The organism is Rhodococcus sp. APC 3903, from assembly GCF_030407755.1.
GTDB lineage: Bacteria > Actinomycetota > Actinomycetes > Mycobacteriales > Mycobacteriaceae > Rhodococcus_F > Rhodococcus_F erythropolis.
This window is the reverse complement of sequence record NZ_JASDCV010000008.1, coordinates 95,386-119,201: the sequence shown is the minus strand read 5'-3', so window position 1 is coordinate 119,201 and position 23,816 is coordinate 95,386. Positions and strand designations below refer to the sequence as shown.

General features: G+C 62.6%; 24 protein-coding genes and 1 riboswitch. Of the genes, 12 read left to right on the top strand and 12 right to left on the bottom strand.

Features of this window, described 5'->3' with window-relative positions; translation table 11 throughout:
- Window positions 1-4: 4 nt before the first annotated feature.
- Window positions 5-625 carry a pentapeptide repeat-containing protein gene (locus tag QMA15_RS13550; protein ID WP_003940770.1) on the top strand — a complete coding sequence of 207 codons (621 nt, stop codon included), beginning with the start codon at window positions 5-7 and terminating at the stop codon, window positions 623-625.
- 6 nt (window positions 626-631) lie between these two features.
- On the opposite strand, the gene QMA15_RS13545 is transcribed toward QMA15_RS13550, so the two are convergent.
- Together QMA15_RS13545 and QMA15_RS13540 are read right to left on the bottom strand one after the other, a co-directional pair.
- The gene (locus tag QMA15_RS13545) at window positions 632-907 is read right to left on the bottom strand and encodes a DUF1905 domain-containing protein (RefSeq protein WP_279163717.1); all 276 of its coding nucleotides are present in this window, start codon (window positions 905-907) and stop codon (window positions 632-634) included.
- Window positions 908-938: 31 nt separating this feature from the next.
- On the bottom strand, window positions 939-1,451 hold the full coding sequence (locus QMA15_RS13540) for a GNAT family protein (RefSeq protein ID WP_020969122.1): 513 nt from the start codon (window positions 1,449-1,451) through the stop codon (window positions 939-941).
- Window positions 1,452-1,482: 31 nt separating this feature from the next.
- Between QMA15_RS13540 and QMA15_RS13535 the strand changes: the two genes are divergently transcribed.
- Both QMA15_RS13535 and QMA15_RS13530 read left to right on the top strand, forming a co-directional pair.
- Window positions 1,483-2,340, top strand: coding sequence for a bifunctional methylenetetrahydrofolate dehydrogenase/methenyltetrahydrofolate cyclohydrolase (locus QMA15_RS13535; protein ID WP_007727401.1), 858 nt, complete (start codon window positions 1,483-1,485; stop codon window positions 2,338-2,340).
- Between the two features lie 5 nt (window positions 2,341-2,345).
- Window positions 2,346-2,630, top strand: coding sequence for a DUF3017 domain-containing protein (locus QMA15_RS13530; protein ID WP_003940740.1), 285 nt, complete (start codon window positions 2,346-2,348; stop codon window positions 2,628-2,630).
- A 5-nt stretch (window positions 2,631-2,635) separates the two neighbouring features.
- Here the strand turns inward: QMA15_RS13530 and QMA15_RS13525 are convergent, their stop codons facing one another.
- From QMA15_RS13525 to QMA15_RS13510, 4 genes are all read right to left on the bottom strand, one after another.
- Complete coding sequence (locus QMA15_RS13525; protein WP_020969123.1) at window positions 2,636-3,211, bottom strand: hypothetical protein; 576 nt, start codon at window positions 3,209-3,211, stop codon at window positions 2,636-2,638.
- The gene (locus QMA15_RS13520) at window positions 3,211-4,989 is read right to left on the bottom strand and encodes a DEAD/DEAH box helicase (protein ID WP_279163718.1); all 1,779 of its coding nucleotides are present in this window, start codon (window positions 4,987-4,989) and stop codon (window positions 3,211-3,213) included. The genes QMA15_RS13525 and QMA15_RS13520 overlap by 1 nt, the downstream gene beginning before the upstream one ends.
- A 169-nt stretch (window positions 4,990-5,158) precedes the next feature.
- Window positions 5,159-6,295 (bottom strand): homoserine O-acetyltransferase, encoded by a 1,137-nt coding sequence (locus QMA15_RS13515; RefSeq protein WP_279163719.1) that lies wholly within the window; start codon window positions 6,293-6,295, stop codon window positions 5,159-5,161.
- Window positions 6,292-7,617, bottom strand: a complete 1,326-nt coding sequence (locus QMA15_RS13510; protein WP_279163720.1) for a bifunctional o-acetylhomoserine/o-acetylserine sulfhydrylase — start codon at window positions 7,615-7,617, stop codon at window positions 6,292-6,294. The genes QMA15_RS13515 and QMA15_RS13510 overlap by 4 nt, the downstream gene beginning before the upstream one ends.
- Before the next feature lie 143 nt (window positions 7,618-7,760).
- Window positions 7,761-7,901, bottom strand: a riboswitch (SAM riboswitch).
- A gap of 305 nt (window positions 7,902-8,206) precedes the next feature.
- Between QMA15_RS13510 and QMA15_RS13505 the strand changes: the two genes are divergently transcribed.
- The 7 genes from QMA15_RS13505 to yhjD all read left to right on the top strand — a co-directional run bounded on the left by QMA15_RS13505 (window position 8,207) and on the right by yhjD (window position 14,851).
- Window positions 8,207-9,430, top strand: a complete 1,224-nt coding sequence (locus QMA15_RS13505; protein WP_019747659.1) for an NADP-dependent isocitrate dehydrogenase — start codon at window positions 8,207-8,209, stop codon at window positions 9,428-9,430.
- A gap of 198 nt (window positions 9,431-9,628) precedes the next feature.
- The gene (locus QMA15_RS13500) at window positions 9,629-10,768 is read left to right on the top strand and encodes an MFS transporter (protein ID WP_290285084.1); all 1,140 of its coding nucleotides are present in this window, start codon (window positions 9,629-9,631) and stop codon (window positions 10,766-10,768) included.
- Window positions 10,769-10,804: 36 nt separating this feature from the next.
- A complete protein-coding gene (locus QMA15_RS13495) occupies window positions 10,805-11,650 on the top strand; it encodes an exodeoxyribonuclease III (protein ID WP_080909703.1) in 846 nt (281 codons plus the stop codon).
- 26 nt (window positions 11,651-11,676) lie between these two features.
- Entirely contained in the window at window positions 11,677-12,210 is a 534-nt protein-coding gene (locus tag QMA15_RS13490; RefSeq protein WP_279163783.1) for a ribonuclease domain-containing protein, read from the top strand.
- A complete protein-coding gene (locus QMA15_RS13485) occupies window positions 12,210-12,704 on the top strand; it encodes a barstar family protein (RefSeq protein ID WP_019747663.1) in 495 nt (164 codons plus the stop codon). Before QMA15_RS13490 ends, QMA15_RS13485 begins: the two co-directional genes overlap by 1 nt.
- A 26-nt stretch (window positions 12,705-12,730) precedes the next feature.
- Complete coding sequence (gene trpS / locus QMA15_RS13480; RefSeq protein WP_279163721.1) at window positions 12,731-13,765, top strand: tryptophan--tRNA ligase; 1,035 nt, start codon at window positions 12,731-12,733, stop codon at window positions 13,763-13,765.
- 51 nt (window positions 13,766-13,816) lie between these two features.
- Window positions 13,817-14,851: an inner membrane protein YhjD gene (gene yhjD / locus QMA15_RS13475; RefSeq protein ID WP_279163722.1), complete on the top strand. Its 1,035-nt coding sequence runs from the start codon at window positions 13,817-13,819 to the stop codon at window positions 14,849-14,851.
- Here yhjD and QMA15_RS13470 read toward each other — a convergent pair.
- Window positions 14,848-16,158 (bottom strand): D-alanyl-D-alanine carboxypeptidase family protein, encoded by a 1,311-nt coding sequence (locus QMA15_RS13470; protein WP_225989366.1) that lies wholly within the window; start codon window positions 16,156-16,158, stop codon window positions 14,848-14,850. The genes yhjD and QMA15_RS13470 overlap by 4 nt on opposite strands.
- Before the next feature lie 103 nt (window positions 16,159-16,261).
- On the opposite strand from QMA15_RS13470, the gene QMA15_RS13465 reads away from it, so the two are divergent.
- Together QMA15_RS13465 and QMA15_RS13460 are read left to right on the top strand one after the other, a co-directional pair.
- Window positions 16,262-16,660: a hypothetical protein gene (locus QMA15_RS13465; protein ID WP_047888601.1), complete on the top strand. Its 399-nt coding sequence runs from the start codon at window positions 16,262-16,264 to the stop codon at window positions 16,658-16,660.
- A 121-nt stretch (window positions 16,661-16,781) separates the two neighbouring features.
- On the top strand, window positions 16,782-17,354 hold the full coding sequence (locus QMA15_RS13460) for a dihydrofolate reductase family protein (protein ID WP_019747666.1): 573 nt from the start codon (window positions 16,782-16,784) through the stop codon (window positions 17,352-17,354).
- 61 nt (window positions 17,355-17,415) lie between these two features.
- On the opposite strand, the gene QMA15_RS13455 is transcribed toward QMA15_RS13460, so the two are convergent.
- Genes QMA15_RS13455 through iolD form a run of 5 tightly spaced genes read right to left on the bottom strand, consistent with a single transcriptional unit; the run spans window position 17,416 to window position 23,813 of the window.
- On the bottom strand, window positions 17,416-18,921 hold the full coding sequence (locus QMA15_RS13455; RefSeq protein WP_060938832.1) for a CoA-acylating methylmalonate-semialdehyde dehydrogenase: 1,506 nt from the start codon (window positions 18,919-18,921) through the stop codon (window positions 17,416-17,418).
- Window positions 18,922-18,945: 24 nt separating this feature from the next.
- Window positions 18,946-19,830 (bottom strand): sugar phosphate isomerase/epimerase family protein, encoded by an 885-nt coding sequence (locus QMA15_RS13450; RefSeq protein ID WP_070796145.1) that lies wholly within the window; start codon window positions 19,828-19,830, stop codon window positions 18,946-18,948.
- 2 nt (window positions 19,831-19,832) lie between these two features.
- Entirely contained in the window at window positions 19,833-20,873 is a 1,041-nt protein-coding gene (locus tag QMA15_RS13445) for a Gfo/Idh/MocA family oxidoreductase (RefSeq protein WP_279163723.1), read from the bottom strand.
- A 26-nt stretch (window positions 20,874-20,899) separates the two neighbouring features.
- Window positions 20,900-21,805 carry a sugar phosphate isomerase/epimerase gene (locus QMA15_RS13440; RefSeq protein WP_046378296.1) on the bottom strand — a complete coding sequence of 302 codons (906 nt, stop codon included), beginning with the start codon at window positions 21,803-21,805 and terminating at the stop codon, window positions 20,900-20,902.
- 52 nt (window positions 21,806-21,857) lie between these two features.
- Window positions 21,858-23,813 (bottom strand): 3D-(3,5/4)-trihydroxycyclohexane-1,2-dione acylhydrolase (decyclizing), encoded by a 1,956-nt coding sequence (gene iolD, locus QMA15_RS13435; RefSeq protein WP_279163724.1) that lies wholly within the window; start codon window positions 23,811-23,813, stop codon window positions 21,858-21,860.
- Window positions 23,814-23,816 lie beyond the last annotated feature (3 nt).

Below are 23,816 nucleotides of genomic sequence, written 5' to 3'. Positions count from 1 at the left end.
CAGTATGGACGGCATGCTCCCCGAAGAATCCGACGACGTCGTCGGCGAAGACTATTCAGACGCGCGGCTGGCCGGGCAGAAGTGGCGTCAGCGCACTTTCACCAATTGCAATTTTCGAGACGCCGACCTCACCGGACTCACGACGGAGTCGGTGGTGTTCACGGATTGTGACTTCACCGGCACCGATCTGGGGGAGTCCGTGCACACGGGAACGGCGTTTCGCTCCTGCAATTTTGCTCGGACGAGCCTGTGGCACAGCACGTTCCGAAACTGCAGTCTGCTCGGGTCGACGTTCGACGGTTGCCGTATCCGGCCGTTGACGCTCGACGAAGTCGACTTCTCGTTGACCTCACTCGGTGGGGCGGACCTGAGGAAGATCGACTTCACCTCATGCCGATTCCGTGAAGCGAACCTGGTTCGGGCCGACATGCGGGGCGCGGTGCTGGCGTCGGCGGATCTGTCCGGTGCTCGTACGGGTGGACTCAAACTCGAAGGTGCAGATCTGCGCGGTGCGCGGATCGATCCGAGCCTGTGGACGTCCGCATCCGTCGGAAACGCCCAGATCGAGTTGATGCAGGCGGTGGCTTATGCGTCGGCGCACGGTCTTGTCGTAGACATGAAGTAGAGGCGCCTAGCTCTCCACGCGCTCCTCGAGGCGCACTGTCACTATCTCGCCGGTCGCCTTGCCGATCGCTTTGCGAAGATCGGCTTTGACCGGCAGCTTGTGGTTGCCGTCTCCCATCGCCATGAACGAACTCTGGAACGGATGTCCGTCGATCGTCCCGCGTACCTTGACCAGGCCGCGGGTGCCGAAGAACTCGGCGGACTCCGGCCAGATCACGTAGGTCCACCCACCCTTGGCGTCACTCTTCTGCAAGGTGGCCGTGAATTCCTTGTCCAGCAACATGATGACTGTCCCTTCGGGTCGTACCTTGTGATCAGCGGATGAATTCCCGTGCGAGCAGATCCATCAGCAGTCCGTCCTTCCACACACCATGCCGATCTCGCGAGTACTCGCGCATCACCCCGACGTCTTTGAACCCCACCGATCGGTAGCAAGCGATGGCGACGGAGTTGTCGACTTCCGGGTCGATGACCAGACGGTGGAATGCGAGGTCGTCGATCAGGTGGGCACACAGCACGCGAATCGATTCGCGACCGAACCCTTGGCTGTGAAAGTCGGGATCGAGGAACAAGTCGAGCCCGGCGTGGCGGAAGTCGGGGTTGTCCTCCGCCTCATACCACTGGATGAAGCCGATCAGGTGGTCGCCGTAGAAGATGCTGTAGCGCGTGGTGCCGGCCTCCGGCGCTGCAGGCCAGTCGTCGTCGGGATTTTGCCACCACTGCACGACGTCCGGGTGCAGGTGAATTGCCCGCAGACGGGCGTGATGATCGGGCGCGACGGGGGAGAGGAGCACCCTCGGGCCGCGTAGTTCCGGAGCCGTTGTCACTCATCGACCCTAACCTGGAACAATGGTCGCCGTGACTGCAACGATCCTCGACGGCAAAGCTACCCGCGACGAAATCTTCGAAGACCTGAAGGTGCGGGTGAGCGCTCTGAAGGCAGAGGGCATCACACCCGGCTTGGGCACCATCCTGGTGGGCGACGACCCGGGATCCGCGGCTTACGTGCGCGGCAAGCACAACGACTGCGCCAAGGTCGGTATCAATTCTTTGCGACGCGACCTGCCTGCCGACATCACGCAGGAACAGCTCAACGCGACGATCGACGAACTCAATGCCAATCCCGAGTGCACGGGCTACATCGTGCAGTTGCCGCTCCCCAAGCACCTCGACGAGAACGCGGCCCTCGAGCGTATCGACCCCGACAAGGATGCCGACGGCTTGCATCCGGTCAACCTCGGTCGACTGGTGTTGGGCAAGGAAGCCCCGCTGCCGTGCACCCCACGTGGAATCCTCCACCTTCTGCGTCGCTACGAGGTCCCGATTGCCGGTGCACACGTGGTGGTTGTCGGACGCGGCGTCACGGTCGGTCGTCCGATCGGATTGCTGCTGACGCGTCGTAGCGAGAACGCGACGGTCACGCTCTGCCACACCGGTACCCGCGATCTCGCGGCCGAGGTTCGCCGCGCCGACATCATCGTCGCTGCCGCCGGCGTTCCCGGCCTCATCACCGCAGACATGGTCAAGCCCGGAGCAGCGGTCCTCGACGTCGGCGTCAGTCGCACCGACGACGGCCTGCGCGGCGACGTGGCAGCCGACGTGAACGAGGTCGCCGGCTTCGTCTCACCCAATCCCGGTGGTGTCGGACCGCTGACCCGCGCGTTCCTGATCACCAACGTGGTCGAGCGCGCCGAGCGGGTTCTGGCCGGAGTCTGAGTCCGATGTCCTCACTGGTCGGCCTCGCGAAGAAGAATCTGCCCATGCTCGCGGTCCTCGCCGTGATCGCGGCGGCCGTGGTTCTCGTGCTGGCCGACCGGTGGCGTCGCGGCGCCCTCGTCTTCGGTGTTGCCGTCATCATCGGAGCTGCCGCTCGGTGGTTCGTTCCCGAGAATCGTGTGGGGTTGCTCGCGGTGCGCGGAAGGGTCTTCGACACTGCGGCGATGGGTGTGATGGGTGTGTTGATCGCGACGCTCGCCCTGACCATCGATCCGCTCGGCACCGACTGAGAAGATCAGTCCCCGTAGAACGAGCGAATGTCGATATCACTCAAGGGGATCCACTCCGGTGAATCTGTGGATGTCGACTTCTTTCCAGCCTTGACCGGTGCACTTCGCAGCGTCACCGCAAGTGCAGGTTCCTCGTCGATTCGCCCGGCCAGGGCGTAGATCGCGGCGAGATGGTGAACGCACGGCGAGCGTCGACCTGAGCAGTCGCAGCTGGCAGTGCACTCCGAAAGATCAACGGCTACTGCGATATTTCGAGCCTGCAGTTCGGTGACGATGCTGTCCGGCAGTTCGCCGGTGGAGACGGATCTGTTGGCCTTTCCCGCCGAACGGAGAAGGCTCTTCACTGCGGCGATTTCGGATTTGGTCCAGAGCGGGACAGAAATTGTCACCGACGAAGTTTTTGCTTTGGTGCTCACCTCCGCGACGACGGTCCCCGATGAGACCACGGTGAACTCCACGGAACCGTTGCGTGCGAGGGTACGTGCCGTCGGCAGGGACGGGTTCGGACCGGATGCCGCAGTCCGCTCCACCGTGCGCAGCCATGCTCGACCCCAAGCGGTGACACCGAATTCGTTGGCCATCAGATGATCACCGCGCCGTCGAGTTCGAGGAGTTCACGCAGTTCGGTGTCAGGTAGATCGGCCAGGGCGGCCTCGACGTTCCCGGAAACAGCATCGGCCACAGCTCGTTTGGACTCGTGCATCGCTGCGATGTGATCCTCGACGGTACCGCCCGTCACCAAGGTGTGGACGTTGACGGTGCGCTTCTGGCCGATGCGGTGTGCCCGGTCGGTTGCTTGGTCCTCGACGGCTGGGTTCCACCACCGGTCGTAGTGCACGACGTGACTTGCTCGCGTGAGGTTGAGGCCGAAGCCGGCGGCGCGCAAGCTCAGAATCAGAACCGGTGGTGAATCCGTGTCGTTCTGGAATGCGTCGACCATCGCGTCGCGCTTGTCGGTGTTCAGGCCGCCGTGAAGGAAGGGGATTGCGCCGATTCCCAACTCGGAGCCCAGGTGCCGTGAGAGCATCTCGCCCATCGTCCGGTATTGCGTGAATATCAGCGCGCGATCGCCGTCGTCGACGATCTCGGCAATCATTTCCGTTGCGCGGTCGAGCTTTCCGGATCTTCCGTAGAGGTCGTCTGTATCGCCGGTGACCTGCGCCGGATGGTTGCATACCTGCTTGAGGGTGGTCAGCAGCGCAAGGATGTTGCCGCGCCGGGCAATTCCCGTACCCAAACCGGTGTCGAAAGCATCTGCAACTGCAGACCGATAGATGCGCGCCTGTTCCGACGTCAGAGTGCACGAGACGGTGGAAAATTGCTTGGGCGGAAGATCCTTGGCCACTGTGTCTTTGGTTCTGCGCAGAATGAACGGATCGATGACCGCGGCAAGCCTGGTCGCCGCGGTGGCCGATCGACCGGATTCGATCGGTACGGCAAAGCGTTGACGAAACCGTGCGCGAGTTCCGAGGACTTCGGGATTGGCGACGCGAAAGAGCGACCACAATTCTTCGAGACGGTTCTCCACCGGCGTGCCGGTCATCGCTACCTTGACGTCGGCCGACAACTGCATTGCGGCCTTCGCTGCCAGCGAAGAGGGGTTCTTGATCTGCTGTGCCTCGTCGAAGACCACTGAACTCCAATGGATCGGGGCCAATTGTGCTGCGTCGGAACGCAAGACGCTGTAGCTGGTCAGCACCGTGGCGCCGGCAGGAACACGAGTGGGAAGTGCGCGAGCGGTCCCGTGATGAACGTGCAGTGTTAGATGCGGAGCGAATCGCTCGATCTCGCGGCGCCAGTTTCCGATGACCGAAGTGGGACACACAACCAGGTGTGGACCGTCGTCGGCGCGGATCGCGATCATCGAAATCGCTTGCAGTGTCTTGCCCAAACCCATCTCGTCGGCGAGGATTCCACCGCCCGAACCCGACAGTGCAGTCAGCCAGGCAACTCCGTGCACTTGATACGGGCGCAATGTCGCCTGAATCTTTGCTCGGCGAAGACTCTCCACGGCTGCGCGCGCATCCGTGAACAACCGCACCGTGGACCGGGCGCTTCTGATTCTCGTGTCGTCGCGCTCGATCGCGGCATGCGCTGCAGTCGGAATGTCATGTGCGCCGGTGTCGATGACGCGCTTCCATGCGAGCAACGACGGTCCGAGGTCGTCGCGACGTGCATCGAGGGTGTGCAAGGCGTCGATCGCGGTGGCGAGGTCGAGCAGTTGCGCTTCGACGTCGGTCGCTGTGATCGACTCGTCGACCGGGATCGCCAGCCGGCAGATGCCCGGCGATCCCGTCGGCATCCCCAGCGCCGACAGACGCGCTGCCGGATCTGTGTCACCCCAGAACGCGAATGTCATGTGCTCGGGAATGTACGTAGCCTGCAGGCGCGTCGAGCATGGCTGATTCACGTTCGCCGATGCTAGCCGCGCCGGCTCAGGGACGCCAATGAAAATGTCGGGAAAACCTGCAGATCAGCTGTGGTTTTCCCGACATTGACGGATCCTGAAATTGTGCCTCTGTGCCGGATCAGCGGGCCGTGCGTGCGAACTCCATCGTTCGGCGAAGCAGTCCGGCGACAGCGTCCGCCTCCGTCAGGAAGCCGTCATGGCCGTCTCTGGACTTGAGAATCTCGAGGCCAGTGCACGTCGAAATGCCGTCCGCGATCTCCTCCTGCAAACGAAGGGGATACAGCCGATCCGAGTCCACGCCGCCCACGACGACCGGCGCCGTGATCGATGCCAACGCCGCTGCAACGCCGCCGCGTCCACGACCGATGTCGTGCCGGTTCATGGCTTCGGTCAGGAGGACGTACGTGCTCGGGTCGAAGCGGTCGACCAGCTTGTCTGCCTGATGTTCCAGATAACTCTGGACGGCGTATCGTCCACCGTTCCAAGGATTTTCGTCGTTCTGAGCGGAGTTCTCGAAGCGTGCATCCAGTTCGGACTCGGTGCGGTACGTCAGGTGCGCGATGCGACGGGCGATCCCGAGTCCGGCGCGAGGTACCCGCCCCGTTCCGTGGTAGTCACCGCCCTGCCAATCCGGATCGGAGACGATGGCAGCGATCTGCGTCGTCTGGGTGCCGATCTGATCTGCAGTGGCCCGTGAACCGGTTGCGAGAACCAACGCGGAGCGAATGCTGTCCGGGTAGGTAACTGCCCATTCGAGGGTGCGCATGCCGCCCATGGATCCGCCGACTACCGAGGCCAACTGGTCTATCCCGAGGAGATCGACGAGCTTCTTCTCCGCCGCGATCTGATCCCGGATGGAGATCTCCGGGAACCTGCTGCCCCACGGCTTGCCGTCGTCGGCCAGCGAACTGGGACCGGTCGTGCCGCGACAACCACCGAGGACATTGGTTGCGATGACGCACCATTCGCCGGTGTCGATCGGTTCGCCGGCGCCGACCATCCCGTTCCACCAACCGGGGGAGGGCTGATTTGCGGAGATCGGTCCGGTGACGTGTGAGTCTCCGGTCAGTGCGTGCTCGACGAGTACGACGTTGTCGCGGTTATGGGACAGCTCACCCCACCGCTGAACGGCGAGCGAAACCGAGGGGAGTACCGCGCCGCTCTCGAGTTCCAGGGCGCCGATGTCGACGAACCCCACCTGGCCGTCGGGCGGGGGAAGGAGGTCGATCCTGGGCTCCAATTCGTTCACGGTCACGAGTTTGCCACCGCAGCCAGGCCGACGGTGATATCGGCGATGATGTCGTCGATTCCTTCGATACCGACCGCGAGGCGAACGAGTCCGGGTGTGACACCGGAGGCGAGCTGCTCTTCGGGGGTGAGCTGCGAGTGTGTCGTCGAGGCGGGGTGGATGACGAGTGAGCGAACGTCGCCGATGTTGGCGACGTGGCTGTGCAGCGTCAGGGCGTTGACGAACGTCTTGCCCGCATCGATACCTCCGGGCAGCTCGAAGGTGACGATGGCGCCGGTTCCCTTGGGCGTCAGCTGCTTTCCGCGTTCGAACCATGGCGAGGAGGGGAGTCCCGCGTAGGAAACGGAGGCCACCTCGCCGTGGCCGTCGAGGAATTCGGCGACCTTCTGGGCATTGGACACGTGACGCTCGATGCGCAGGCTCAAGGTTTCGATGCCCTGCGCGATGAGGAACGCGTTGAACGGCGCCACGGCGGAGCCGAGATCGCGTAGCAGTTGGACGCGCGCCTTGAGTGCAAACGCCGGCGCGCCGAGGTCTGCGAAGGTGACGCCGTGGTAGCTGGGATCAGGCGTCGTGAAGTTCGTGTGGCGACCCTGCGTCCAATCGAAGGTGCCGCCGTCGACGATCACGCCGGCGATCGCGGTGCCGTGTCCGCCAAGGTATTTGGTGGCCGAGTGAACGACGATGTCGGCGCCGTGTTCGAGTGGGCGGAGCAGGTACGGCGTCGCGACTGTGTTGTCCACGATCAACGGAAGACCGTTCTCGTGGGCCAGCGACGAGATGCCGGGGAGGTCGAGGATGTGGTTCTTGGGATTAGCGATCGTCTCGCCGTAGAACGCCTTCGTGTTCGGGCGAATGGCTTCGCGCCACTGCTCGAGGTTGTCGGGATCTTCGACGAAGGTGACTTCGATGCCCAGCTTGCGAAGGGTGTAATGCAGGAGGTTGTACGTGCCGCCGTACAGGTACGGGCTCGAGACGATGTGGTCGCCGGCTTCGGCGATGTTGAGGATCGCGATGGTTTCGGCAGCCTGGCCCGAGGAGAGGAGGAGTGCGGCGACTCCGCCTTCGAGGGCGGCGATGCGCTGTTCGACGGCGTCCTGTGTGGGATTCATGATCCGCGTGTAGATGTTGCCAGGCTCGGCGAGGCCGAACAGTGCCGCAGCGTGATCGGTGCTGTCGAAGACGTAGCTGGTGGTCTGGTAGATCGGCAGAGCGCGCGCATTGGTGGCGGTGTCCGCTGTCTGCCCGGCGTGCACCTGCTTGGTCTCGAACGACCAGTTCGCGGTCGGATCAGAAGTTGCTGCGGCGTCGGCTGTGTTGTCGGTCATGATTTGTTCACTCCAGTGGTCTGACGGATAGATGTCGGACGGGGGCGAAGGATCGCCGCCCCGTGCTGGGGTCTATCTACAAGTGCGACACATACTGAGTTACCTCCGTGGGGCTCGGCCCGGTCTGGGGTCCGTCCCTGTCGGACCCGCGCTTGTCACCCGAATTGCGGTGGAACTGCGTGAGCAGATCCACGTCGGGAAACCTGGTCATCACCCGGGGCACCCCACCGCGGTTGGAGGGTTGCCGTCCAGCGAGCCGGGGCTTGACGCTGGCACTCATGACCAAGTCGGATTCTACCGGGAAGTGAGCGCAGTCCTGACGCGGGGCGAATTGTGAGCCGCAACCGCACGCGAGACAGAGCGGCGCAGCCCACTAGCAGGCAAAAGTTACTCGCGAGTAGAGACCGATGGGTGGACCTGCCGGTTGCGGCCTCACGGGTTAGCAGTACGCTTGTCTTGTTTGGGACTCATCTCCCGAGATCAGTCCACACCGTCTAGGTTTGATAATCGAACCGTTCGCGGACCCACTCACAAAGTGTGACCGCAACCGTGTAACCAGGGAAACTTCCTAGGAGGACGCGAAGCACCCATGTCCAAAATCAAGGTTGAGGGCACCGTCGTCGAACTCGACGGCGATGAGATGACGCGCATTATCTGGCAGTTCATCAAAGACAAGTTGATCCATCCGTATCTCGATGTGAACCTCGAGTACTACGACCTCGGTATCGAGTACCGCGACGAGACCGACGACCAGGTCACCATCGACGCAGCGCACGCGATCCAGAAGCACGGCGTCGGCGTCAAATGCGCCACGATTACGCCGGACGAGGCACGTGTCGAGGAATTCGGTCTCAAGAAGATGTGGCGTTCCCCGAACGGAACGATCCGCAACATTCTCGGCGGCACGATCTTCCGCGCACCGATCATCATCTCCAACGTTCCGCGACTCGTTCCGGGCTGGACCAAGCCGATCATCATCGGCCGTCACGCATTCGGCGACCAGTACCGCGCCACAGACTTCAAGGTCCCCGGCCCCGGCAAGGTGATGATCACCTACACGCCTGAGGACGGCAGCGCACCGATCGAGCACGAACTGGTCAACTTCCCCGAAGAGGGCGGCGTCGTCCAGGGGCAGTACAACTTCACCACGTCCATCCGTGACTTCGCTCGCGCGTCGCTCACCTACGGACTGCAGCAGAACTACCCGGTGTACCTGTCCACCAAGAACACCATTCTCAAGGCGTACGACGGTGCCTTCAAGGACATCTTCCAGCACGTCTACGAGACCGAGTTCAAGGCTGAGTTCGATGCCGCAGGTCTGACCTACGAGCACCGCCTCATCGACGACATGGTCGCTTCCGCACTCAAGTGGGAGGGTGGATACGTCTGGGCATGCAAGAACTACGACGGCGACGTCCAGTCCGACACCGTGGCCCAGGGCTTCGGCTCGCTCGGCCTCATGACGTCGGTTCTGCTGACACCGGACGGAAGGACCTGTGAGGCAGAGGCTGCTCACGGCACCGTGACGCGTCACTACCGTCAGCACCAGCAGGGCAAGCCCACCTCGACCAACCCGATCGCGTCCATCTTCGCGTGGACCCGCGGGCTCGAGCATCGTGGCAAGCTCGACAGCACCCCTGAGGTCATCGGCTTCGCGCAGGCGCTCGAAGACGTTGTCATCAAGACCGTCGAAAGCGGCCAGATGACCAAGGACCTCTCGATGCTGGTCGGCGGCGATCAGGGCTACCTGACCACCGAGGAGTTCCTCGGCGCACTCGACGTGAACCTGCAGAAGGCCATGGCCGCGAAGTAGATTCACTGTTTCACCTTCTGATGGGACGTCCGGGAAACCGGGCGTCCCATTTGTGTTCGCGGTCTCACGTGAGTGAACTCACCCGCTCTCACTTGGAAGTTCAACCAGGTGTGAGACCACAATTGATCAGTGACTTCGTCTACCCTCTCCCGTTCTGACACCTCGACACCCGGGGTTCGTTCCGCCAGAGGTCCAGCGATGCTCGCTCTTGCCCTCGGCGGTTTCGGTATCGGCACAACCGAGTTCGTCGCCATGGGATTGCTCCCGGAAATGGCATCCGGGCTCGGCGTCTCGGAACCCATCGCGGGTCACGTGATCTCGGCGTACGCGCTCGGGGTTGTCGTCGGTGCTCCGCTGATCGCTGCTCTCACCGCACGGGTACCGCGCCGCACCCTGTTGATCGCACTCATGGTCGCATTCACCGTCGGCAATGCCGCTTCGGTCTTTGCGCCCTCGTACACGACGCAGATGATGGCTCGATTCGTCGCTGGATTGCCGCACGGCGCGTACTTCGGAGTCGCCGCACTGGTCGCCGCTCATTTGGCCGAACCAGGTAAACGCGCGAAGGCCGTGGCGATGGTGATGATGGGTCTGTCCGTGGCCAATGTGATCGGGGTGCCGGTCGCGGCCTGGATCGGCCAGGCACTCGGCTGGCGCAGCGCCTTCGCCTTGGTCGCCGTGATCGGGGTGGCAACCGTTGCTTCGCTGTTCGTCTGGATTCCGCGGTTGGACGGTATGCCGGTGACGAATCCGATCACCGAACTCGGGGCGCTGGGCCGCGTTCAGGTGTGGATGACCCTGATCGTGGGAATGGTCGGATTCGGCGGGATGTTTGCCGTCTACACCTACATCAGTACGACGCTCACCGACGTGTCCGGTCTCGGTGCTTCGTTCATTCCTCTGGCGCTCATGCTGTACGGACTGGGCATGGTCGCCGGCAACTTCGTCGGTGGATACCTCGCGGATCGCGCACTGATGAAGGGTTTGTTCCTGTCGATGGGATCCCTCGTGGTGATCCTCGCGGTCTTCGTGATCGCCGTGCGCAATCCGTACACGGCGCTTGTCTTCGTCTTCCTCATCGGGCTTGCCGGGTCTTCGATGGTTCCTGGCCTTCAAACACGGTTGATGGATGTCGCCGAGGACGCTCAGACCTTGGCTGCGTCTCTCAATCACGCCGCGCTGAACATCGCCAATGCCTTCGGAGCGTGGATCGGCGGCGTCGTCATCGCTGCCGGTTACGGGTATACCGCACCGGCAGCGGTTGGGTCGTTGCTGGCCGTCGCGGGTCTCGTCGTGCTGGCGGTTGCGGTGATTCTGCAGCGTAGGGCCGTGCGCTGACCTGGGCGCCCATCCGCGTCGGTGGAATCGGCTACGGTGCTTGCCGTGCCACAAACTGCTGACTCCCACATTCTTGCGCCCCACACCATCACGTCCGTGAACGTCAACGGCGTTCGAGCAGCTGCCCGCAAGGGCATGCTCGATTGGCTGGAGAAGACGTCGGCGGATTTCATCTGCCTTCAGGAAACGCGTGCGTCGGACGATCAGCTTCGCGAGACTCTCGAACCAGCGCTCGGCAACGGATGGTTCCTCGTCTCCGCCGAGCCGTCCGCGAAGGGACGCAACGGAGTCGCGGTGCTTTCACGCACGGAACCTGACGCGGTGCGGATCGGTCACGGCGACGACGAGTTTCTCGACGCCGGTCGATACATCGAAGCCGACTTCGCGGATCTGACCGTCGCGAGCCTGTACCTGCCCTCCGGTGAGGCGCTCACGCCGAAGCAGGAGGAGAAGGAGCGGTTCATGGCGTCCTTCGCAGTTCACCTCGCCTCCACCGCTGCGGCGGCCGAGGCTGCCGATCGTCACGTGGTGGTCAGCGGCGATTGGAACATCGCGCACACCGAACTCGACCTCAAGAACTGGAAGACCAACAAGAAGTCTTCGGGATTCCTCCCCGAGGAGCGCGCCTGGATGGATCTGCTGTTCGCCGAAGATTCCGCGTGGGTCGATGTCTTCCGCACCCTCCATCCGGGTGTCGACGGTCCGTACTCGTGGTGGTCGTACCGCGGCAAGGCATTCGACAACGATTCGGGTTGGCGTATCGACTACCAGGTTGCCACCCGCGGATACGCCGAACGGGCCAAGGTTGCCATCGTGGAACGCGCTGAGTCCTACGACCTCCGTTGGTCGGATCATGCGCCTGTCACCGTCTCGTACCGGTAGGAGCGCTCGTGCCTGAAGGACTGAAAATGCCGAGCGCAAAGACGCGCAACGCCATCATCACCGTCGTGGTGGCGGTGGTGGCGCTCGTACTGGCGGTCACCCTTTCTTCACGTGACTCCGACGGTTCGGCGTCGTCGGTTGCGAAGTCCTCGAGTGCCCAGTCCTCGACTGTTCAAGCCAAGCCGGGTGCTACCACCAAGGCCGCGCCGTCGAGCTCCGCGCCCTCCAGCTCCGCGCCCTCCAGCTCCGCCGTCAAGACAACGCAGCAGACGAACAGCGATGCGCCGACGCGCGTTCTCGCCACGCTCGTGGAGATCGACGCCGGGCGGTGGCCGGATTCCGCCAATGCGCCGGGCACCAAGGGCGGCATCACCTTCCGCAACAGCGAAGGGCGTCTGCCCGCTGTCGGTGCCGGTGGCGGACGTGTCGTCTATCAGGAATGGGACGTCAACGCGAAGAAAAACGGCCAAGGTCGTGATGCCGAGCGAATCGTCACCGGTAACGACGGTTCGGCGTGGTACACCCTCGATCACTACGACACGTTTGTGAGGATTCGCTGATGTCGGACTCGTCTACGGTCAGCGTGGCGCAGTGGCTGGATCCGTCTTCGGATGTGGCTTCGGTGGCCCTGCAGAGCGACCCGGCCGTTGCGGATGATCTTGCACGTGAACTTCGTGGCGAGAATTTTGTCGTTCGGGTGGTTCGCGGAGAGAACATGCGAACAACGGCGCAGGTCTTCGACGAGTTCGCGGCAGCCTTCCAGTTTCCGTCCCACTTCGGGCGCAACAAAGACGCTTTCGACGATGTCATGCGCGATCTCGACGACGTACTCGGACTCGGCGCCGGATATGTAGTTGTGATCCGAGGTGCGGGTTCTCTACTGTCCGAGCAACAGGATCAGTTGGAGTGGTTCCGCGAAACGATGGACTTCTACACCGAAGAATGGGAACCCGTCGTTTTCCGGACCGTCTACCAGTTCGGTGCGGAGGACCTCACCACCCACGGTGAAGACCTCGTCGAACTCGACTACCCGGGCACCACGCCACTGCACTGATTTCCACTCGTGAAAAGATCGGAACCATGTCGACCCCTGCAGAACAGAAGCCCACCGCAAAGCCTCGCGTGCTTTCCGGAATCCAGCCGACGTCGGATTCTTTCCACCTCGGCAACTACCTGGGTGCGCTGCAGCAGTGGGTTCCGTTGCAGGACGATTTCGACGCTTTCTACTTCATTCCGGATCTTCATGCCATCACGGTGACGCAGGACCCGAAGGAATTGCGTCGTCGCACCAAGGTTGCGGTGGCTCAGCTCCTTGCGGTGGGGATCGATCCGGATCGGGCGACGCTGTTCGTACAGAGTCAGGTTCCCGAGCACGCACAGTTGGCGTGGGTCCTGAACTGCATGACCGGTTTCGGTGAAGCCAGCCGTATGACGCAGTTCAAGGACAAGTCCGCCAAGCAAGGCAGCGACAACGCCAGTGTTGGTTTGTTCACGTATCCGGTTCTGATGGCCGCGGACATCCTTCTGTACCGCCCGCAGCGAGTTCCGGTGGGTGAGGATCAGCGTCAGCACCTCGAACTCGCACGCGATCTGGCCGGCCGGTTCAACACCCGCTACGGCAAGGCGTTCGTTGTTCCCGAGCCGCAGATCATCAAGGGCACGGCAAAGATCTACGACCTGCAGGATCCGACCGCCAAGATGAGCAAGTCCGCCGCCAGTGCGGCCGGACTGATCAATCTGCTCGACGATCCGAAGGTGTCGGCAAAGAAGATCAAGTCGGCCGTCACCGACAACGAGCGCGAGATTCGTTTCGACCCGCAGGCCAAGCCGGGCGTCAGCAACCTGCTCACCATTCAGTCGGCTCTCTCGGGAGTGCCGATCGAGACTCTGGTGGCCGGTTACGAGGGCAAGGGGTACGGCGACCTCAAGACCGATACCGCTGATGTGCTGACCGAGTTCGTCACCCCACTCAAGGCGAAGGTCGACGGTTACCTTGCCGACGAGGCAGAGCTGGATCGCATCATCGCGGCTGGAGCGCACCGCGCCCGTGAGGTGTCTTCACGCACTCTCGCCGCTGTCTATGACAAGGTCGGATTCCTGGCACCGAAGGGCTGACTTACGCGAATTCGGACTCACGACGCCTGACCGAACATGAGGGGGACGGCAATGGCTGACACGGACGACGACGCACCGAGCTTTCTCGAGAAGCAACGAGCAGCGCGACCCTGGCTCGATCATCTGGTTCGCGCCGCAGGACGTTTCCAAGAGCAAAAGGGCGATTACTACGCTGCGGGAATCACGTACTTCAGTGTTCTCGCATTGATTCCGATCATGATGGTCGCGTTTGCAGTGGCCGGTTTCGTATTGGCCGGGCATCCCGAGTACCTGGAGTCGATTCAGGAGCAGATCACCAAGAGCATTCCGGGCAGCTTGGGTGACACCATCAACACGCTGATCGATTCGGCTATCGACTCGCGCGCGAGCGTCGGAATCTTCGGTCTCCTGGGTGCCGCGTACGCGGGTCTCGGTTGGATGGCAAATGTTCGCGACGCGCTGACGGCGATGTGGGAGAGCAAGCGCGAGCCGAAGGGTTTCGTTCGTACCAAACTCGGTGACGCAGGGGCCCTCATCGGTCTGGCTCTCGCCATGGTCGTCTCACTGGGAATGTCGGCGCTGAGCAGCGGGCCGGTTGCGACTCAGATCGTGAAATGGCTCAACCTCGAGAACATCACCGGTGTCGGTGTGGGGCTCAGAGTCGTTTCACTGTTGCTCTCACTCCTGGCGACGTGGGCGGTGTTCCTGTGGGTGATTGCCCGGCTACCGCGCGAGCCTGTCACGCTGCGCAGCGCCGCGCAGGCAGCGCTTATCGCCGCGGTCGTATTCGAGATCTTCAAGCAGGTAGGTGCGATCTACCTCGCGGCCGTCACCAGTGGCCCGGCGGGCGTGGCATTCGGCCCGATCATCGGTTTGCTCGTGTTCGTGTACACGGCGTCGAGGATGCTGCTGTTCTGCACGGCGTGGGCGGCGACGACAAAGGAAAGTATGGCTCTCGCCTTCGTTCCGCCGCCGGATCCGGCCGTGATCTCGCCGCGAATCGTTGTCAGTGACGGAGCTTCACCGTCTCGCGTGGCTGCGTTGATCGCCACGGGTGCGGTTGCCGGCCTGGGTCTTTCGGGCTTCATGCGCCGTCGGCCGCGTTAGCGCCTTCGACGGTTCAGAGCAACGGCTCCCGCCACAAGTGCGATCACCACAACTCCGCCGACAGCACCGATGAGGATGCGGTCAGTGGTGTCCGACTCGGTGTCGGTAGCGGTGGGTGCTGCCGAGATCGAGCCGGGTGCAGCGGCAGACGGTGTGCGAGTGACGTCGGGCGTGGCATCGTCGGTCGATCGGTCCGTCAACGAGCCGACGGTTGTGCTCGCGGGAAGTGCATATCCGTAGTCGAGTAGACGGGCAGCCTGCTCCCACGGACGGATCGGCTTGGCTTCGCCGCCCATCAATGTCACCAGTAGTTTCCGGCCGTTGCGCTCCGCAGCACCGACGTACGTGTGGCGGGCGTCGTCGGTGAAGCCGGTCTTGCCGCCCAATGCGCCGTCGTAGTTGTAGAGCAACTGATTGTCGTTCGCGAGAGTGAATCCGGGGCGATCCTGATCGTCCGGAATCGTCGGATCCTTGGGGAAGCCGGGAAACTCGACGGTTTCGGTATGGATCAGTCCGGCAAACGTCGGATTCTGGAGGGCTGTATGGAAGATTACGGCCAGGTCGTACGGTGAACTGCTCATCCCTGGGCCGTCGAGTCCGGATGGAGTTGCCGTGCGGGTGTCGAGGGCGCCGAGTTCGGCCGCGAGTGCGTTCATTTTCGACACGGCTGCAGCGTCACCGCCGAGTTGGCGGGCAAGAGCGTGCGCGGCATCGTTTCCCGATGCCATGACCAGACCCTGCATCAGTTGCCGGTTGGTGTACTTGCCGCCCTTGCCGATGCCGACAGCGCTACCTTCAGCGTCCGCGTCTTCGGCAGTTGCGGTGATTTCGGTGTCGAGATCGAGTTCGTCGAGAGCGACGAGAGCCAACAGCATCTTGATGGTACTGGCCGGTCGGTAGCGACCGTGCGGATCTTTCGCGGCGAGGACCTCACCGGTTTCGGCGTCCGCGAGTACCCATCCGGATGCCGCGATGTCGGCCGGGAGCGGGGGAGCGCCGTCAGGAAGCACGACGCCACACTCGCCGAGCTTGTCTCCACCGACGGGGCTTTCCGGAATCGGGACAGCAGTCGGGGCCGTGGATCCGGGCGCGGGTGCTTCGGAGAGATCGATCGCCGGCGCCGGGCTACTCGTGAACGGGCAGCTGTCGGTGTTGGGTGTTGTGAACGGTGCCTCGGTGGTGGTGGGCGGCGGCGGGGCCGGTTGGGCGCCGGCCACTCCCGAGGTCCCTACGACACCGGTAAACGCAATGCTCCCTGAGAGCACTGTTCCGGCCACTGCCACTGCACACTTTCGACGCCACATCATCGATATACGAGGGTATGCGAACGTGAGGGAACGTCCGAATCGCCACGCAAGCAGAGGGATCGAAAACAGGCGATTCGGTTTGTACATCGGTCATAGTGGACGGATGAACCTCACAGTCATACGCGGACGCCTGACGCTCGCCGCAATGACACTCATCGGAACGTCAGCCGCCGTCGTGGGATGTTCCGGCGATTCGGAACCGTCGGCCGAGAGCCAAATCTCTGCCGTAGTCGGTCAGAGTTTCGAATTCATGGCCGAAAGGGACTGGGAGGCAGTGGACAGCACTCAATGCAGTTCGATGCGCAGCGAGAGCCCCCGGGCCGAAGAGTCGCCGTTCGACGACACGCTTGCGAGTCTGAGGTTAGACGGAGTGGAGAACATCGTCGTGAACGGGGATTCGGCAACAGCCAACACTCGCCATTACAGCACCGAGGATCCGTCCGAGATGATGCGCGAGGACATCACGTTGATCAAGGAGAACGGCGCCTGGGTTGTGTGCTGACGTCTTTATGTGGTGACAATCGAAGATCGCCGCCGATGAGTTCCACCACCACGCAGAGTCTGTAACAGTGGGGTAGTCGACTACTCGAATGGCGCACACGCACTGACGACAGGGGATCGGTATGGGCAAGATCGTGGTGACAGAATTCGTGTCTTTGGACATGGTTATGGAAGCGCCCGGTGGCGAACCGGGCTATGCGCACACTGGATGGGTCTTTCCGTACCAGGAGGGCGATCAGATGAAGTTCAAACTCGACGAAACCCTCGCCGCGGACGTGCTTCTACTCGGTCGACGGACCTACGAGAGCTTCGCCGGTGCCTGGCCTGAGCGCGAAGACGACCAAGGCTTTGCGGACAAGATGAACGAGATGCCCAAGTACGTCGTCACGAGTTCGACGGAGCCGCTCGAATGGAACAACTCGACGGCGCTCGACGGTCCCATCGAGGAATCCGTTCCGAAGTTGAAGGAGCAGATCGACGGCGAAATCCTGGTCGCGGGAAGTCGGACGCTCGTCCACGCGTTGTTGCTGGCCGGTCTGGTCGACGAGCTACGGCTGATGGTCTTCCCGGTCATTCTCGGGTCCGGCGGGAGAGTGTTCCCCGAATCGGCCGACAAGATCGACCTCGAGTTGAAGGACGATCGTCGGTACGAATCCGGAGTTCAGGTGCTGACGTACCACCCCACGGTCGCGTAGACCTCTCGAAAACATCTGTGGCCGAGCCTCTTCGAGAGTCTCGGCCACAGATGTCTTGCGGCTAACTGTTTTCGGGGAAGCCGAGGTTGATGCCGCCGTGGCTGGGGTCGAGCCAGCGACTGGTGACGGCTTTACCTCGCGTGAAGAAATGAACACCTTCTGTCCCGTGAGCGTGGGTGTCACCGAAGAGGCTGTTCTTCCAGCCGCCGAAGCTGTAGTAGGCCATGGGAACCGGGATGGGGACGTTGATGCCGATCATGCCGACCTCCACCTCGTTCTGGAAGCGTCGGGCAGCGCCGCCGTCGTTGGTGAAGATGGCGGTGCCGTTTCCGTACGGGTTGTTGTTGATCAGTTCGAGGGCTTGGTCGTAGGTATCGACGCGCACGACGGAGAGAACAGGCCCGAAGATTTCGTCGGTGTAGATCGACATGTCGGTGGTGACGTGGTCGATGAGGGTGGGTCCAAGCCAGAAGCCGTCCGGTCCACCATCGGCCTGGACTGTACGTCCGTCGACCACGATGGTGGCGCCGTCCTTCTCGCCTGCATCGACGTATGAGGCGACCTTGTCGCGGTGGGCCTTGGTGACGAGCGGACCCATGTCGGAGTTCTTGGTGCCGTCACCGGTGACGAGGGGAGTGGTCCGCTCGACGATCTTGGCGACCAGTTCGTCGGCGATGTCGCCGACTGCGACCAGGGCGGAGATCGCCATGCATCGTTCGCCCGCGGAGCCGAATCCCGCGTTGACCATTGCGTCGGCGGCGAGGTCGAGGTCGGCGTCCGGCAGAACGATGGCGTGGTTCTTGGCGCCGCCGAGTGCTTGCACGCGTTTGCCGTTGGCGGTGCCGGTGGCATAGACGTACTGGGCGATGGGGGTGGATCCGACAAACGAAATCGCTTTGACTGCTTTGTTTTCCAGAAGTTCGTCGACGGCGAGCTTGTCACCTTGGAGGACGTTGAAGACGCCGGGGGGCAGACCGGCTTCGGCCCAGAGTTCGGCGAGCCAGATCGCCGCGGTGGGGTCCTTCTCCGAGGGTTTGAGAATCACGGTGTTCCCGGCGGCGATGGCGACCGGGAAGAACCACATCGGGACCATCGCGGGAAAGTTGAAGGGGGAGATGATGCCTACGGGGCCGAGGGGTTGGCGGATGGAGTAGACGTCGACCTTGGTCGATGCATTCTCGGTGTATCCGCCCTTGAGGAGATGCGCTATTCCGCAGGCGAATTCGACTACTTCTTGTCCGCGGCTGATTTCGCCGAGGGCGTCGGAGAGAACCTTGCCGTGCTCGGCTGTGATGATCTCGGCGAGTTCACCTTTGCGAGCGTTGAGGAGTTCGCGGAAGCTGAACAGTATCTGTGTGCGCCGGGCCAGGGAGGTGTCACGCCAGGCGGGGAAGGCCGCCGCAGCAGCGTCGATGACGGTGCGAGCGTCCTCGAGGTTCGCCAGGGCGAGTCGGCCGGTGATCTGTCCGGTGGCGGGGTTGGTGACGGGGGCGGTGTTCTCGGATGTTCCGGCGAACGACTTGCCGTCCAACCAGTGCGCGATGACTCGAGTATCAGTGCTGGTCATGGTATTTCCTAGTGGTCTGGTGGCTCAGGAGTTCGGGGAGGTGTACTTGGCGACATAGTCGTTCATCGTCTCGCGCTGGTACCGGGAAACCTCGTGTGCGTTTTCGTTCTCGGCGAAGACGCTCGACACCATCACGGTGTTGTCACGATCGTAGAAGCCGAGTTTGCCGAGGCCGCCGAAGAATTCGTCCCAGTTGACGTCTCCGTCCCCGATTTTGAGGTGTTGATGCACTCGAACGGCATTGCCTGGCGGATTGGTGATGTAGCGAAGTCCGTGGGAACGGTGATGATCCATGGTGTCTGCCACATGTACGAGACGGACCATGTCGCCGGCGGCCTCCATGATGGCGGGAAGGTCCCCACCCATGTGGAATTGGTGGCACGCCACGATCACCATGCCGAGGTTCTTGGAATTCACGCCACGGATCGTGCGGATCGCGGCAAGTCCGTCTTCGACAAAATCGTCCGGGTGCGGGTCGATCAGGACGTCGATCCCCTCGCGTTCGATGATCGGAAGCAGTTCCTCCATCGAACGATAGAACGCACGCTCGGACTCTTCGGCTTTCTCGGGGCGGCCGGAGAATTCGGTGTTCATGACGTTGACACCGAGATCGACCGTGATCTGGATGGCCCGCTTCCAGTAACGCACTGCTGCTTCGCGAGCGTCCTCGTCCGGGCCGGACCACCGAAGGACCGGGAGCACCGACGCGATGCCGACTCCCGCACTCGCGCAGGCCTTCCGGAACTCGGTGACGAGCGCGTCGTCGGCTTTCGGGTGATTGAAGAACGGGATCATGTCGACGTGCGGTGTGAGCTGCAGGTACTCGTACCCGAGATCGGCAACAACTCGGGGAAGCTCCAGCAGCGAGTAATCGTGATGGAACGGGGTGGGATCGAGTGCGACCTTCATCGCTACGCCCCGGCCACAGAGTCGCGCGCAACCATGTCCACGACGACGCGCTGACCCGTCTCCAGAGACTTCACGCCAGCGGCGCAGACAGCTGCCGCGGCGTACCCGTCCCAGGCGCCAGGTCCGTCGATGTAGTTGCCGGTGCCGGCGCCCGTCTTCACTGCCTTGATCCACCGGGCGAACTCGGTGTCGTATGCCTGCCCGAAGCGTTCGCGGAATCCTGGGGTGATCTGCCCACCCCAGTTGCCGGGCTTGGTCTTTCGGATCAGTCCCACGTCGAGTCCGATCATCGCGCTTCCGAGTTCGCCGACAACTTCGGTGCGCACCTCGTAGGCAACTCCGGTGGTGACAAACACCTCGGCGTCGACGTGTCTACCGGACTCGGTCTCGAATATAGCGATCTGTGGGTCTTGAATGCCCTCGGGAGCACGCGAATTCGCAGACGGCCGAATTATCTGCACCGAGGTGATCTCTTCGTCGAGCAGGAATCGCGTCACGTCGACCTCGTGGACGAGTGAGTCCTTGACGATCATCGCGCTGTCGAAGCCGTTCGGAACCGCAGGATTGCGGTGCGCGCAGTGAACAACGAGAGGGCGACCGAGATCGCCGCTGTCGATCAAATCCTTGAGCTGGGTGTATTCGTGGTCGAACCGGCGCATGAAACCGACCTGGATCAGTTTCTTTCCCAGCGCTGCTTCGGCTTTGACGATCGCCAGCGAACTGCCCGCGTCGGTGGTCAGCGGCTTCTCGCAGAGAACCGGCTTGCCTGCTTCGAGGCAGGCAAGTACCTGCTTCTCATGGGTCGGGCCCGGGGTTGCGAGCACAACGGCGTCGACGTCCTCGGCTGCGATGGCATCGAACGGATCGACGACGACGCGTGACCCCGGCGTCAATGCTGCGATTTCCTCGGCGCGGGCAAGAGAGTAGTCGTTGACGACAGTGACTCGGGCACCGCCGATTTTGTTGGTGATGCGGTCGACGTGATCGGCCCCCATGATGCCGACGCCGAGCACTGCGATCCGGAGATCCTGGTTGTCAGACATGCGGTGGTACTCCTCGATTGTGTTGCTCAGCTGAAACGGACGGCGGGGACGCCACAGGTGGACAGGTACTTCTGAGTGCGCGCTGCGATGGGCAGCGGTGTGTCGGGATGGCAGGGATACATGTCCTGCTCGACGATCGCGAACACGTCGATGCCGAGCTTCTCGATGGCCTCCAGAAGCGGCGGCATGTCCGGGATTCCACGCGGTGGTTCGATCATCGCGCCGAGTTTGACGGCTTCGCCGAACGGCAGGTCCTCCGCCTCCACCTTGGCGACGATCGCCGGATCCACCTGCTTGAGGTGCAGGTACCCGATGCGCTCCGGATGCTTGTTGATGATGGCCAGGTTGTCGCCGCCGCAGTAGCTGATGTGGCCGGTATCGAGGCACAGGTTCACGAAACGCTCGTCTGTACCTTCGAGGAACTTGTAGACGTTGTCCTCGATATCGACATGGCTGTCGGCATGAGGGTGGTACTGCGCCATGACGCCGTACTCCTCGAGCATCGCCTTGCCGAGAGCGTTCATGCCGTCGGTTTTCTTGCGCCACTGCTCGGGAGTCAGATTTCGATCTTCGAGTACCACTCCGGTGGAAGGATCGCGCCACATCTCGGGGATGACCACTACGTGCTTGCCGCCGACGGCTGCGGTCAACTTGGCGACGTCCTTGATCTGATTCCAGACGGCATCCCAGGAATCGTCCTGGTGCAGGTGTTCGAAAACGGTACCGGCCGAAAGCTTGAGGCCGCGTGCTCCGAGTTCGTCAGTCAGCTTGGCTGGATCGGTCGGAAGGTATCCGAACGGACCGAGTTCGATCCATTCGTATCCCGACGCGGACACCTCGTCGAGGAATCGCGTGTATGGGGTCTGCTGAGGGTCGTCCGGAAACCACACACCCCAGGAGTCGGGGGCTGATCCGACGCGAATCGCGCTCATGTCTAGATTCCTTTCGCGAGCAGGCTTTTTGGGGTGTGGCTGTGCGGAATTTTCATTCGGATGGACGTAGATACGGTCGCTGGATCTTCTTCCAGGACTCGTAGGTTGTCCGGGCGTTCTTGGTCGATTCCAGTTCGGAAGTAGCTGATACCGGTACGTCCCACCATGATTCGCTGTCCGGGGCGCCGATCAGCGGATCGGTTTCGACGTGGATGACCGTGCTGGTGTCGCTTGCTTTGGCGACTTTGATCGCGTCGGCGAACTCGGCGGCGGTGTTGGCGCGGATGACGTCGACACCGAGGCTGGCGGCGTTCGCGGCCAGATCGACCGGGAGAACACCTCCGTCGAGACGTCCGTCATTCGAGCGGTAGCGGTACTGCGTGCCGAAGCGCTGGGAACCCAGCGACTCGGACAGCGAACCGATGGAGGCAAATCCGTGATTCTGCACCAGGACGACGATGACCTTGAGGCGTTCCTGTACGGCGGTGACCAATTCGGTGGCCATCATCAGATAGGAACCATCGCCGACCATCACGAACACGTCGCGATCGGGGCACGCCATGCGGACGCCTAGACCGCCGGCAACTTCGTATCCCATGCACGAGTACCCGTATTCGACGTGATACCCCTTGGGATCACGGGTTCGCCACAGCTTGTGGAGGTCACCTGGCATGGACCCGGCAGCGCACACCACGACGTCACGTGGATCGGACAGAGTGTTGACCAGGCCGATCACCTGATTCTGATTCAGTGACCCGTCGGCAGCGGGTTCGGCTGGGTTGTAGACGGATTCGACGATCGCATCCCAATCGCGAGCGAGTGCACCGATCCTGGACGCGTATTCGTCGTCCACCCGGTAGTCGTTCAGTGCAAGTGCCAGCGCGTCGAGTGCCTCACGTGCGTCGGCGACAACACTGACTCCGCCCTGCTTCACGGAGTCCAGTGAAGCGACGTTGATGTTGACGAAGCGAACGTCGGGATTGGTGAATGCGGTGCGGGACGCGCTCGTGAAATCGCTGTACCGCGTGCCGATTCCGATGACGACGTCCGCCTCGGTGGCCAGTGCGTTTGCGGCCGTAGTGCCGGTGGACCCCACCGCCCCGACGGATTGTGGATGGTCGTAGACCAATGAACCCTTGCCGGCCTGGCTCTGCCCCACGGGGATTCCGGTCTGCGCGCAGAACGCTGCCAGAGAGTCGGTGGCCTGGCTGTAGATCACGCCGCCGCCGGCGACGATCAGTGGCTTGCGAGCCGAGCGGATGATCGCGGCGGCGCGTTCGATCACCGATCGCTCGGGGAGCGGGCGGGCCACGTGCCACACCCGTTCGGCGAAGAAAGACTCGGGCCAGTCGAATGCCTCGGCCTGCACGTCCTGCGGGATGGCGATGGTGACTGCGCCGGTCTCGACGGGATCAGTGAGAACGCGCATCCCGGCGAGCAGAGCGCTCGGCAACTGCTCCGGGCGCCATACCCGATCGAAGTATCGTGAGACCGGCTTGAAAGCGTCGTTGACCGTGACGTCGCCGCTCGACGGGAGTTCGAGTTCCTGCAAGACGGGGGCACTGGCGCGGGTCGCGAAAGTGTCTGCGGGAAGGAGTAATACAGGTAGACGGTTGATGGTGGCCAGCGCCGCGCCGGTGATCATATTGGTGGCACCGGGGCCGACGCTGGACGAGACTGCCCACGTCTGCAGGCGGTCCTTCATGCGGGCGTGCGCGACAGCCGAGTGCACCATCGCCTGTTCATTGCGGCCGAGCACGTAGGGGAGTGTCGGCTCACGGCCGGCATCGAGATCCTGGATCTCGGCCTGCAAGAGTGCCTGCCCCAGTCCGGCGACGTTGCCGTGCCCGAAGATTCCGAAGCAGCCGGCGAACAGCTTGGTGCGCTGGCCGTCGCGTTCGGTGTACTGGTTGGCGAGGAAGCGGACGACAGCTTGAGAAACGGTGAGGTATACGGTCGGCTCGTCGCGAGGTAGACGATTGCCGGTTGCGTTGTTGGTGGGTGCCACAGC